This is a genomic window from Bradyrhizobium manausense, assembly GCF_018131105.1.
In the GTDB taxonomy this organism is placed as follows: Bacteria; Pseudomonadota; Alphaproteobacteria; order Rhizobiales; family Xanthobacteraceae; genus Bradyrhizobium; species Bradyrhizobium manausense_B.
This window is the reverse complement of record NZ_JAFCJI010000002.1, coordinates 615,366-627,826: the sequence shown is the minus strand read 5'-3', so window position 1 is coordinate 627,826 and position 12,461 is coordinate 615,366. Positions and strand designations below refer to the sequence as shown.

The window sequence follows — 12,461 nt, the reverse complement described above, 5'->3', positions numbered from 1 at the left end:
CCGTCATGGGCACGACATATAACTCATTTCGGAGCAGGAGAGGATTCCGAATGAACAGCCCCGTCAGGGTCATCAGTTTCGTCAACGCCGGTCATTTCATCGACCATTATGCGATGCTGATCTTCGCCGCCGCCGTGATCATCATGGGGCCGGCGCTCGGCATGGCCTATTCGGAACTGCTTCCCTACGCGACCCCCGGTTTCATCGCCTTCGGCGCCGGCTCGCTGCTGACCGGCTGGCTCGGCGACCGCTGGAGCCGCCGCCACATGATGCTGATCTTCTTCGTCGGCATCGGGGCCTCCATGATCTCGGTCGGCTTCGTGCAGACCCCCGTGCAGCTCGGCGCGGCGCTGCTTGCGATCGGCGTGTTCGCCTCGATCTATCACCCTGTTGGTACCGCCATGATCGTGTCCTATGCCGACAGGCTCGGCCGCGAGATGGGCATCAACGGCGTCTGGGGCAATCTCGGCGTCGCCTCGTCGGCGCTGGTCACGGGCGTGATCGGCCAATATCTCGGCTGGCGATTTGCCTTCATCGTCCCCGGTGTCGTCACCATCCTGATCGGTATCGCGTTTGCGATGCTGGTGGTGCACGAGGACCGCAAGGGCAGCAAGCAGGCGGCGGCGCAAGCCCGCGTCGCCAAGCAGGACATGTGGCGTGTGGTGCTATCGCTGCTCATCGTCGTGATCGCGATCTCCACGACCTTCAACGCCGTCACCGTGGCGCTGCCAAAACTGTTTGCGGAGCGCCTCGCCGATCTGACCAAGAGTCCGGCGCTGCTGGGTGTCATCGCGGCCTGCGTCTATGTGTTCGGTGCGATGACGCAGTACACGATCGGTCGGCTGCTCGACCGCTATTCGCTGAAGACGGTGGCCCTGCCGCTGTCCTTCATGCTGGCGCCTTTCCTGTATCTCGCCGCAACCCTGGATAATTTCCCGCTGATCCTGGTGTCGATCGGCATCGTCATGGGTGCGTTCGGGCAGGTCACGGTCAACGACGCCATGGTCGGCAAATACACCAGCGAGGAATGGCGCTCGCGCGCCTATGCGGTGCGGTATTTCATCGGCTTCACCGCGGCCGGCGCGTCCGTGGGTCTGGTCGCCTGGCTCTACGAGCAGGGCGGTTTTGTCACTATGCTGCACGCATTTGCGGCGCTCTGCCTGCTCGCGATTGCCGCGGCCATCATCCTGCCGCGCGAGATCAGGACGCCGTCGGCGGTCTGACGTCTCTCCACTCGTCATTGCGAGGAGCGCAGCGACGAAGCCATCCAGAATCCTTCCACGGGGGGTTCTGGATTGCTTCGCTGCGCTCGCAATGACGGAGGATGCAGTGAGAGCTTGGGGCCTAGCGACCCGCCGCCCATGCTGCCCATCATCCCGTTATGCCCCTGTTTTGCCCGACGGAGCAAACGATTTCGGCAAGGCCGAAATATCGCAGGCCTTTTCAACCCTATCCCTACTGTGCATGGGGTTGTTTTCAACTTTCGCCCTTGACCCGTCGCGGTTGCAGGGAACCCGCTCCACCTTCCGCGGGTTCTACTTCCTGTAGCCCCGGCACGTTGCCGGGATGGCAAACGGGGGAAAGACACCTGCATGCAGTGGAGCCTGCTCCGACCGGTCGGCCTTGTCCCTGCGGCGCTTGTCCTCACCACCATGGCCGCCAGCGCCGAGGGCGGCAAGTCGGCCGGCCCGTCCGAATTCCTGCTGGTGACGCAGATCGTGCTGCTGATCGCCGTTGGCCGTGGCCTCGGCGAGATCATGCAGCGGATCGGCCAGCCGTCGGTGATCGGCGAACTGCTCGCCGGCATCATCCTCGGTCCGTCGCTGTTCGGCTGGATCTGGCCGGAGGCGCAGCACGCGATCTTTCCCAAGACCCCCGAGCAGAAGGCGATGATCGACGGCATCGCCCAGTTCGGCATCCTGCTGCTGCTCCTGCTCACCGGCATGGAGACCGACCTCAAGCTGGTCAAGAAGGTCGGCAAGGCGGCGGTCGCGATCTCGATCGCCGGCATCCTCGTTCCCTTCGCCTGCGGCTTCGCGCTCGGCGAATTCCTGCCCGATGCGCTGCTGCCGCAGCCGGAGCAGCGGCTGGTGGCCTCGCTGTTCATGGGCACGGCGCTGTCGATTTCTTCCGTGAAGATCGTCGCCGTGGTCGTGCGCGAGATGAACTTCATGCGCCGCAATGTCGGCCAGATCATCGTCGCGACGGCCGTGATCGACGACACCATCGGTTGGATCATCATCGCCGTTATCTTCAGCCTGGCCTCGCAGGGCACGCTGGAGATCGCCTCGGTGGCGAAGGCGGTGCTCGGGACGCTCGCCTTCCTCGCGGTCAGCTTCACCATCGGCCGCCGGCTGGTGTTCCAGCTCATTCGCTGGGCCAACGACAATTTCGTCAGCACGGCCGCGGTCATCACCGTGATCCTGCTGTTGATGGGCGTGATGGCTCTGATCACGCATGCGATCGGCGTCCACACGGTGCTCGGGGCCTTCGTCGCCGGCATCCTGGTCGGAGAGTCGCCGATCCTGACCCGGCAGATCGACGAGCGCCTGCGCGGGCTGATCTCGAGCTTCTTCATGCCGGTGTTCTTCGGCCTCGCCGGCCTCAGTGCCGATCTGTCGGTGCTGCGCGATCCCGGCTTGCTGATGCTGACTGGCCTCCTGGTCGTGATCGCCAGCGTCGGCAAGTTCGGCGGCGCTTTCGTCGGCGGCACGTTGGGCGGGCTGAGCACGCGGGAGTCGCTGGCGCTCGCGAGCGGCATGAATGCGCGCGGCTCGACCGAGGTCATCATCGCCACCATCGGCCTGTCGATCGGCGTGCTCGGCCAGAACCTGTTCACGATGATCGTGACCATGGCGATCGTGACCACGATGGCGATGCCGCCGATGCTGCGCGCGGCGCTGGCAAAGCTGCCGATGAACAGGGAGGAGAAGGAACGCCTCGAGCGGGAGGAGTTCGAGAAGCGCGGCTTCGTCGCCAATCTCGAACGCCCCTTGCTGGCGGTCGACGAGAGCGTCAACGCCACCTTCGCCGCCCATATCGCGGGCCTCGTCGCCGGCATGCGTGGCCTGCCGATCACCGTGCTCCATATCGGCAAGCGCGCCAAGGAGCAGGAGAAGGGCCGTGACGAGGAGGAGAGCCATGAAGCCGTGGTGAAGAAGGCCGCTGAGGCCGTGTCAGCCAATACCGACGGCGATGCCGGCAGCGTCGACGTCGTCACGCGCACGCGGCGCGCGGAACTCGGCGAAACCATCGCCGACGAGGCGCGCAAGGGTTTTGACCTCCTCGTCGTCGGCGTCGACAAGGTCGCCGCGAGCAAAGACCGGTTCGACCGGAAGATCGAGGACATCGCCACGAAGTTCGAAGGCCCGCTCGCGATCGTCGCGGCCAAGGGCAAGCATCTGAAGCAGCCGATGCCGGAAGGACTCAACATCCTTGTCCCGGTCTCCGGCAGCGGCGTCTCCAAGCGCGGCGCCGAGGTCGCGGTGGCCCTGACGCAAGCCGGATCAGGCTCGCTGCGCGTGATCTATGTCGCGACGACGCGCGACAAGGGCGCGCAGCGCGGCGCCTCCCGTGGTCTGAGTCAGGAGGCGGGTATCCTGAAGGACGCCAGCGATCTCGCCGCCCGTTACGACGTCGACATCACCACCACGCTGCGCGTCAACCGGGCACCCGAGGCTGCGATCCTGCGCGAGATCGATACCACCGATGTCGATCTCGTCGTCATCGGCGTCGACCGCATCCAGGGCGACCATCTCTCCTTCGGCGGCGTCGCCGACGCGGTGCTGCGGCAGTCGAAGGTCTCGGTGCTGCTGGTCTCCAGCGGCGAAGCGCGGCAGGCGCCGAGCGAGAAAGCCTAGTGCTTCACCTCCGCGGCCGGCTGTGCCTTCGGCGCCTTCTTCGACGCGCGCCAGTTCTCGAAGCGCTGCACCACCACGAAGAAGGCCGGCACGAACAGCACCGCGAGGCAGGTCGAGGCCAGCATGCCCGAGAAGACCGTGATGCCGATCGACTTGCGCGCGCTGGCGCCGGCGCCGGTCGCAAGCACCAGCGGCACCACGCCGAGGATGAAAGCGAACGACGTCATCAGGATCGGGCGGAAGCGGGCGCGTGCCGCCTCGATCGCACTTTCCAGCACCGGCTTGCCGTCGCGGTTATGCAGCTCAAGCCCGACCTCGACGATCAGGATCGCGTTCTTGGCCGACAGCGCGATCAGGAGGATCAGGCCGATCTGGCAATAGAGGTTGTTGTCGATCTTCAGCCCCGAGAGGATCAGCATCGGCCCCAGCAGCGACAGCGGCACCGCGAGGATCACCGAGATCGGCGCGTACCAGCTCTCGTACTGGCCGGCGAGCACGAGATAGACCAGCAGCATCGCGAGCCCGAATACCCAGTAGATCTGGTTCGAGACTGCCTTCTCCTGATACGACATCGCGGTCCATTCATACCCCGTGCCCGGCGGCAGCGTCTTGTCGGCGATGTCTTCCATCAGCTTGAGCGACTGGCCGGACGAGTAGCCCTGCGCGGGGAGGCCGATGACGGTCGACGACGGATAGAGATTGTAGAGGCTGATCAGCGACGGCCCGGTGGCCGGCGTGATCGTGGCGACCGTGCCGATCGGGATCATGTCGCCGTTCGAGTTGCGCACCTGCATATTGGCGATGTCGCGTTCGGTGACGCGGAAGGCGGGATCGGCCTGGGTGTAGACCTGGAAGACGCGGCCGAACTTGTTGAACTGGTTGACGTAGGACGAGCCGAGATAGGTCGACAGCGCCGCGAATACCTGGTCGGTCGTCACATGCAGCGTCTGGGTCTTGATGCGGTCGATCTCGATGTCGAACTGGGGCACCGACGAGCGGAACGACGACTGCACGCGCTGCAGCGCGCTCTGGCTCTGGCCGTTGCTGACCATCGCGGAGGTGATCGCCTGGAGTTTTGCGAAATCGTTATTGCCGTCGCGCAGCTCGACCTGCATCGAGAAGCCGGCGGCGTTGCCGATGCCCTGAATGGGCGGCGGCGGCAGCACCAGCGTGCGTGCCTCCATGATATCAGCGACCTTGTCGTTGAGGCCATAGACCAGCGAGCGCAGGTCTTCGCCTTTGCCGCGCGCCTCCCAGTCCTTCAGGATGATGTAGGCAACGCCAGCATTGGCAAGGCTGGCGCTGTTGTCGAGGGCGGAGATGCCGGCGATGGTGATGACCTGCTGGACGCCGGGTGTGTCCTTGATGATGTCGGCGGCCCTGTCGAGCACCTTCTGGGTCCGCTCCAGCGAGGCGCCGTCGGGCAATTGCACGGCCGCGATCAGATAGCCCTGGTCCTCGATCGGCAGGAAGCCGGTCGGTACCCGCGACAGGCCGTAGCCGCTGCACCCGATCACGACAAGCGCGAACGCGACCGAGATCGTCCCGTGCCGGCACAGGAAGGTGATGAGCCGCGTATAACCGCGTTCGACTCGATCGTATACCGCGTTGAAACCGCGGTAGAAGAAGTTGCGCTGCTCCGGCGGCACCGTCGGCCGCAGCCATAATGCGCATTGCGTCGGCTTCAGCGTTGCGGCGTTGATGGCGGACAGCAGCGCGGTTGCCGCAATCACCAGCGCGAATTGCGAATAGATGCGGCCGGTGAGGCCGGCGAGGAACGAGGCCGGCAAGAACACCGAGATCAGCACCAGCGTGATGCCGACGATCGGCGCGAACAGCTGGTCCATCGCGCTGATCGCGGCATCGTGGCCGTTCATGCCCTTCTCGATGTTGTGGGCTGCACCTTCCACCACGACGATGGCGTCGTCGACGACGATGCCGATCGCGAGCACGATCGCAAACAGCGTCGACATATTGACGGTGAAGCCGAGCGCCGCCATCGCCGCGAACGCGCCGATGATGGTGACAGGCACCGTGGTCGCGGGCACCAGCATCGCGCGCCAGTCCTGCAAGAACACCAGGATCACGACCAGCACCAGCAGGCCGGCCTCGATCAGGGTCATGTAGACCTCGTGCACCGAGGCGTTCACGAACTTGGTGGTGTCGAACGGCGTGTCGTATTTGATTCCTTCCGGAAAGCGCTTGGCGAGCTCCACCATCTTCCTCTCGACGGCTTTCTCGACCTCGAGCGCGTTGGCGCCGGGCGACTGGAACACGCCGATGCCGGTGGCCGGCTGCTTGTTGAGCGAGAAGATCTGGCTGTAGGTCTGCGCGCCAAGCTCGACCGATCCGACGTCGCGCACGCGCGTGACATCGCCGCTGGTGCCCGACTTGACGATGATGTTTTCGAACTGGCTGGTGTCGTCGAGCCGGCCGTTGACGTTGAGCGTATACTGGAACGCCTGTCCCGGCGGCGTCGGCGGCGCGCCGACCTGTCCGGCCGAGACCTGCTGGCTCTGTTGCTGGATCGCGTTGATGACGTCCTGTGGCACCAGGCCACGCACCTGCAGCTTGTTCGGATCAAGCCAGACGCGCATCGAATACTGGCCGGCGCCGAACACCGTGACGTTGCCGACGCCGGGCAGTCGCGAGAGCTCGTCACGGATGTTGATCGTGGCGTAGTTGCTCAAGTAAAGGCTGTCGAATTTCTTGTCCGGAGAGGTCAGCGTGACGAACAGCAGGATCGAGGTCGATTTCTTCTGGACCGTGACGCCCTGGTTCTGCACGGATTGCGGCAATTGCGACAGCGCGCTGGAGACGCGGTTCTGCACCAGCACCTGCGCGAAGTTGAGATCGGTGCCGATCTTGAAAGTCACCGTCAGCGTATAGGTGCCGTCGGAGCCGCTGTAGGACTGCATGTAAAGCATGTCCTCGACACCGTTGACCTGCTGCTCGATCGGCAGTGCCACGGTGTCGATCACGGTCCTGGCGCTGGCGCCGGGATAGCGCGTCGTCACCTGCACGGTCGGCGGAACGACGTCAGGATATTGCGCGACTGCGAGGTTGAATAGTGCGACGCCGCCGATCAGGATCATCAGCAGTGCGATGACGTTCGAGAGGACCGGCCGCTCGATGAAGAATTTCGAGATCATGATCCGCGACCCCTTACTTGTTCGAGGCCTGCGGTTGCTCGAGCTTGGTCTGCTGCGGGTCGATCTTCTGGCCCGGAATCACGCGCAGTAGCCCCGACGTGACAACGCGGTCGTCAGGCTTCAGGCCGTTTTCGATCACGCGCAGGCCGTTGTCGGTCGGGCCAATCTGCACCTTGCGCTGCTCGACGACATCGTCCTTGTTGGCCACCAGCAGGTAGCGGCCGCCCTGGTCGCTGCCGAGGGCCGTATCAGGGACGAGGAGGGCGTCCTTCTCCTGGGTGAAGGGCACGCGGACGCGAACGAAATAGCCGGGGAGCAGCACCCGCTTGTCGTTGGGGACGACGCCGCGGACGGCGAGCGTGCCCGTCGATGAATTGAGGGTCGGCGCGACGTAGTCGAGCTTGCCCTCATGAGGATAACCGGTTTCGGTCTGCAGGCCGATTTCGATCGGGAGCTGCTTGAGATCGGTGGCGGTCATCCCGCGGCGTTGTGCTTCGGCGCGGATGCGCAGGACGTCCTGCTCGTTGACGGTGAAATTCACATAAATCGGGTCCATCGCGACGATGGTGGCGAGTTGCGTCGGGGAGGAAACGCCGACGAGCTCGCCGACCGAGACCATGTGCGCGCTGACGATGCCGTCGAACGGCGCGGTCACCTTGGTGTAGCCGTAGTTCACGTCGGCGAGCCTGGTGTTGGCCTGGGCCTGCTGGAGAGTGGCCTGCGCGTTGTCGCGGGTCGATGTCGAGGTGTCCAGCGTCGCCTGCGAGACCGCCTGCCGCTGCACCAGATCGACTTGCCGCTTGTAGTCGGCCTCCGCCTGCTTGACCGAAGCCTGTGCGCCGGTCTCGGCGGCCCGCGCCTGGTCGAGCTTGAGCTTGTAGGTCTCGGGCTCGATCGTGAACAGCTGGGTGCCCTGCTTGACGAAGCTGCCGTCGGTGTAGTCGATCGTTTGCAGAAACCCCTGCACGCGCGCGACGAGATCGACGCTCTTGATCGGAGCGGTGTTACCGGTCGCCTCGACATAACGCGTGATCGGGCGCTGCAATGGTGTGGCAACATCCACCTTGGGCGGCGGCGGCGCCACGAACGTGTTCTTCTCCTCGCAGCCGGCCAGCGCAATCACTGCGGCCGTGGCGGCCGCGGCCCGCCCGATATGCCGCCACGCACGATAAAATTGTGCGGGATGAGCGGGATACGCTGAGGTCATTCGGTTGCCCCCGATGATTGTCCGTCGTTGCCGCAGGCTAGCAACAAATGATTGGCCTTGGAACACCATAGCCATGGCAGTCGCGGCCCTTGCACTGCAAACAGCGGCGTGGCCTTACAGTTTTGTCACGACAAATCGCTTTTCACCGGGTGCACGATCGACCAGAATTGTGTCAAAGGCTGCGCGACCGGCGCGAGGACCGACTTCAGGCAATCGGACAACACAAGAAGAAACGCGAGGAGACAATGACATGCCAACGCTACTCTGGTCGGCCTGCGCCGGCTTCGCTCTCGCTGCTGTGGTTGCCATGCCCGCGCTAGCCGATGGCCTGAAAAACGAGATCGCCCCGACCGGCAAGCTGCGGGTCGCGATCGCGATCAGCCCGGCGGGCGGTGCGTTCTGGTCGACCAAGACCGAGGCCGGCTATGCCGGCGTCCCCGTCGACCTCGGCAAGGAGCTGGCCGCTCAGCTCGGCGTCCCCGTAGATTACATCGTGTACCAGAATTCCGGACAGATTACCGACGCGGCGAGCAAAGGCGCGTGGGACGTCACCTGGTTGCCGAAAGATCCCGAGCGCGAGACGAAAATGATGTTCGGCCCGATCTACGAGGTCGCCGACGCCACCTACATCGTCAAGGCGGGTTCGAGCGTCACCAATTTTGCGACGCTCGACCAGCCCGGCATCAAAGTCGCGGCCGTGAACGCCACGACCACGATGCGCGGCGCTGTTGCGCATTTGAAGAACGCCGAGGTCACGGGCTATCAGACCTACGATGAAATCTTCGGCCTCCTGAAGAGTGGCGAGATCGACGCCTTCGCGTTGTCGCGCGATCAGCTCAACAAGATGGCGCAGAAGATTCCGGGGACCAGGGTGCTGGACGAGACATTCAAGAAGACGGTGACGGCCGTTGCCGTCCCGCTCGGCCACAGCCAGGCCCTGACGCTCGCTACCAGGTTCATGACCGAGGCCGTGACGAACGGCACCTTGCGAAAAGCCTATGATACCAACGGGCTGAAGGACGCGCCGATCCGCACCGAATAGGTTCGTCCTTCGCCGGCCATATCGGATTTCGACTGGGCGCACATGCTTGGACGTTGGATTGCAACCGCTACATTGTTGCTGGTCTTGATGATGCAGAGCGCCCAGGCACAGCTGACGGTCGACCCCGAATCCATCGTCCCGTTGCCGCCCCGGTTCGACATGGAGCCGCCGGCGTCCGATGTGCCGCCCGAGATCGCGCGCTTCCAGGGCGCGTGGATCGGGACCTGGCAGGACGACAGGCACATTCTTGTCGTCGAGCGCGTCAAAGCCGATGGTCATGCCGACCTCGTCTTCGCTCGGTCGGACTCGGCCTTCAACGGCATGAATCGCGAATGGTGGCGTGATCAGGCGACGATCGTCGATGGCGTGCTGACCATGACGGGGTTTCGCATCTTCCGTTATGCCTTCGACGGCCCGGACCGGTTGTACATGACTGCGACGCTCAAGAATGGCGCCGTCAGCTCGGGGGCGCTGGTCCGCGTCGATCCGGCGCGCCTGGCTGCGGGAGAGCGGCCGGTCGATTGGCCGTGGCCCGGCGAGCGCGTCCGGATTCCGCACCTTACGGGTCGCACGCCTGATGGCGCACGACCGATCACGCTCGAGGGCACGTTCTATCCGCCGTCAGGGCAGGGGCCGGCGCCGCTCGCGATCTTCACCCACGGGTCCGACATCGGCCGCAATCAACTCAGGTCCTGGTCGTTCTCGACCGAGGCGCATTGGTTGCGTGACAATGGATTTGCGGTGTTGGCGCTGATGCGCCGCGGCCGCGGCAGCTCCGAGGGCATCAATGGTGAGGAAACTTTCGGGCGCGAGTACGACGGCAGCCTGATCGATGTCTCCTCAGGTGTCGCCGAGGCCGTCGAGGACCTCGATTCCGCGATCGCCTATGGCCGCACGCTGCCTGGCGTCAAACCGGGCAAGGTGCTGCTCGCGGGCCAGTCGCGCGGCGGCTTCCTCGCCATGCACTATGCCGGCCTCAAGCCCGGCGAGGTGATGGGCGTGGTGAATTTCAGCGGCGGTTGGTACCCGTACGGACCGGTGACCACGCCCTATTATGCAAATGCTGGCCGCGGCGCAGGCGACAAGGTCAAGCAACTCTGGCTCTATGCCGACAACGATCGCCTCTACAAGGAAGATCTGATCCGCGAATATCGGCAGGCGTTCGCCGCTGCCGGCGGCAATGCTCGCTTCGAGCTGCTGCATGGCGTGCCCGGCGACGGCCATTTGCTGCGGCTCTATCCCGAACGGTGGCGCGCGGTCGCCGACCAGTTCCTGACCTCGCTCGACCGATGAGCATTCGCTGTCATTGATGGTCGTCTGCTGTTGGGTTTCGAGGCGCCTTAGGTGAGGCGTGGCTGAAAATACTTTTTCCCGACAACCGCGCAAAGTGTCTCTTGCGTCAAACTGACACAGCTCTGTCACCCGTGATCGCTAGGGTCGCCGGGTCAATCCTTCGGGGCAAACAAAAATGAAATCCAGATTTTTGACGACGGCTGCGGTTTTCGCGGCCGCGACCACCCTTGCGTGCAGCATTCCCGTTTTCGCAGACGATTTCGGTCGCGATCGCGACCATAGCGGCAACAGGGACGAACATCATCGCCATCCGCATGAGATTCATACGGAAACGCCGATCAAGCATCTCGTGATCATCTTCAACGAGAATCGCTCGTTCGACCATTATTTCGCGACCTATCCGAACGCGGCCAATCCCTCGGGCTCGATCCCCTTCGTGCCGAAGCCGCATACGCCGAAGGTCAACAATCTCGCCAATGCCAATCTGCTGCTGAACAACCCCAACAACACTCCGGCCAACGGCACCGGCGCGACGGACCCGTTCCGCCTCGACCGCACCCAGGCCAACACGCGCTCGCAGAACCATTCCTATACGCCCGAGCAGCAGGCCGTCGACAACGGCAAGGATGACCTGTTCCCGAAATTCACCGGCCGCGGCACCGCCGGCGGCGCCGGCGCTTTCGGCACCAACGGCCAGGTGATGGGCTATTTCGACGGCAACACCGTCACCGCTCTCTGGAATTACGCGCAGCACTTCTCGATGAGCGACAACAACTGGACCGACACCTTCGGTCCGTCGACGCCGGGCATGCTCGAAGTCGTCGGTGGCCAGACCAACGGCGTGCAGCCGGTCATCGGCACGACGGCCTCGATCGCCGACGGCCAGGGCGGTCTGACGCTGACTGGCGACACCGATCCGGGCAACGATGCCTGCTCGAGCACGACCAGCACCATGCTGATGGGCGGCAAGAACATCGGCGACCTGCTCACCGCCGAGCGTATCAGCTGGGGCAGCTTCATGGGTGGCTTCGACCTCACCCTCAAGAACGCCAACGGCACCACCGGCTGCGGCCGCAGCACGTTCTCGAGCAACGTCAACGGCACGATCGTCGACTACATCCCGCACCACGCCTTCTTCCAGTATCACGCGTCCACAGCCAACCCGACCCACGCACGGCCGAGCTCGGTCGAGGCGATCGGCCATACGCATGACTTCAACGGCAAGGTCGATCCGGCCAACCACAACTACGATCTCGAAGACCTTTATGCCGCGATCAAGGCCGGCAATTTCCCGGCTGTCTCCTACGTCAAGATGCCGGCCTTCCAGGACGGTCACGCCGGCAACTCCGACCCGCTCGACGAACAGGCCGGCAATGTCGAGCTGATCAACTTCCTCCAGAAGCAGCCGGAATGGCGCGAGACCGCCGTCATCATCACCTATGACGATTCCGACGGTTGGTACGATCACCAGTACGTTGCGCCGAAGAATGCCTCGTATGACGCGACCGCCGATCAGGTCAACGGTCCCGGCCTGTGCGGTCTCGGCCCGACCAAGCAGCCGGCGCCGAAAGGCCTCAGTGGCAAGCCGGTGAACGGCCGCTGCGGTCCGGGCACTCGCGTTCCCCTGATCGTGGTCTCGCCCTACGCCAAGACCAACTATGTCAGCCACACCTACTCGACCCAGGCTTCGGTGGTTCGCTTCATCGAGGACAACTGGCTGCACGGAAAGCGTCTCGGCGGCGGCTCGTTCGATGCCTCCTCGGGATCGATCATGGATCTGTTCGACTTCGAGCACGATCACAGCCATGACTTCCGCACCGACGCGCTGTTCCTCGATCCGACCGCCGGTACGGTCGTCGTCAGCCCGCCGGACGAACATCATCACCACCACTAGTCCAACGGGACAC

The 12,461-nt window shown here is 64.1% G+C and carries 7 protein-coding genes; 5 read left to right on the top strand and 2 right to left on the bottom strand.

What is annotated here, in order from left to right; translation table 11 throughout:
• The first annotated feature begins 50 nt into the window (after positions 1–50).
• Positions 51–1,223, top strand: a complete 1,173-nt coding sequence (locus JQ631_RS23245; RefSeq protein WP_212329606.1) for an MFS transporter — start codon at positions 51–53, stop codon at positions 1,221–1,223.
• A gap of 369 nt (positions 1,224–1,592) precedes the next feature.
• A complete protein-coding gene (locus JQ631_RS23240) occupies positions 1,593–3,860 on the top strand; it encodes a cation:proton antiporter domain-containing protein (RefSeq protein ID WP_212329604.1) in 2,268 nt (755 codons plus the stop codon).
• On the opposite strand, the gene JQ631_RS23235 is transcribed toward JQ631_RS23240, so the two are convergent.
• Together JQ631_RS23235 and JQ631_RS23230 are read right to left on the bottom strand one after the other, a co-directional pair.
• The gene (locus tag JQ631_RS23235) at positions 3,857–7,012 is read right to left on the bottom strand and encodes an efflux RND transporter permease subunit (protein WP_212329588.1); all 3,156 of its coding nucleotides are present in this window, start codon (positions 7,010–7,012) and stop codon (positions 3,857–3,859) included. The two genes, JQ631_RS23240 and JQ631_RS23235, sit on opposite strands and share 4 nt — an antisense overlap.
• A gap of 13 nt (positions 7,013–7,025) precedes the next feature.
• Positions 7,026–8,219: an efflux RND transporter periplasmic adaptor subunit gene (locus JQ631_RS23230; RefSeq protein WP_212329586.1), complete on the bottom strand. Its 1,194-nt coding sequence runs from the start codon at positions 8,217–8,219 to the stop codon at positions 7,026–7,028.
• A gap of 250 nt (positions 8,220–8,469) precedes the next feature.
• Between JQ631_RS23230 and JQ631_RS23225 the strand changes: the two genes are divergently transcribed.
• From JQ631_RS23225 to JQ631_RS23215, 3 genes are all read left to right on the top strand, one after another.
• The gene (locus tag JQ631_RS23225) at positions 8,470–9,261 is read left to right on the top strand and encodes an ABC transporter substrate-binding protein (RefSeq protein ID WP_212329584.1); all 792 of its coding nucleotides are present in this window, start codon (positions 8,470–8,472) and stop codon (positions 9,259–9,261) included.
• Positions 9,262–9,303: 42 nt separating this feature from the next.
• Complete coding sequence (locus JQ631_RS23220) at positions 9,304–10,554, top strand: dienelactone hydrolase family protein (protein WP_212329582.1); 1,251 nt, start codon at positions 9,304–9,306, stop codon at positions 10,552–10,554.
• Positions 10,555–10,729: 175 nt separating this feature from the next.
• Positions 10,730–12,448, top strand: coding sequence for an alkaline phosphatase family protein (locus JQ631_RS23215; protein WP_212329580.1), 1,719 nt, complete (start codon positions 10,730–10,732; stop codon positions 12,446–12,448).
• Positions 12,449–12,461: the final 13 nt, after the last annotated feature.

Excerpts from the sequence above, each read along its gene's own strand:
- JQ631_RS23245 (WP_212329606.1), top strand. The coding sequence starts at position 51 with ATGAACAGCCCCGTCAGGGTCATCAGTTTCGTCAACGCCGGTCATTTC.
- JQ631_RS23235 (WP_212329588.1), bottom strand. The coding sequence starts at position 7,012 with ATGATCTCGAAATTCTTCATCGAGCGGCCGGTCCTCTCGAACGTCATC.
- JQ631_RS23215 (WP_212329580.1), top strand. The coding sequence starts at position 10,730 with ATGAAATCCAGATTTTTGACGACGGCTGCGGTTTTCGCGGCCGCGACC.
- JQ631_RS23240 (WP_212329604.1), top strand. The coding sequence starts at position 1,593 with ATGCAGTGGAGCCTGCTCCGACCGGTCGGCCTTGTCCCTGCGGCGCTT.
- JQ631_RS23225 (WP_212329584.1), top strand. The coding sequence starts at position 8,470 with ATGCCAACGCTACTCTGGTCGGCCTGCGCCGGCTTCGCTCTCGCTGCT.
- JQ631_RS23220 (WP_212329582.1), top strand. The coding sequence starts at position 9,304 with ATGCTTGGACGTTGGATTGCAACCGCTACATTGTTGCTGGTCTTGATG.
- JQ631_RS23230 (WP_212329586.1), bottom strand. The coding sequence starts at position 8,219 with ATGACCTCAGCGTATCCCGCTCATCCCGCACAATTTTATCGTGCGTGG.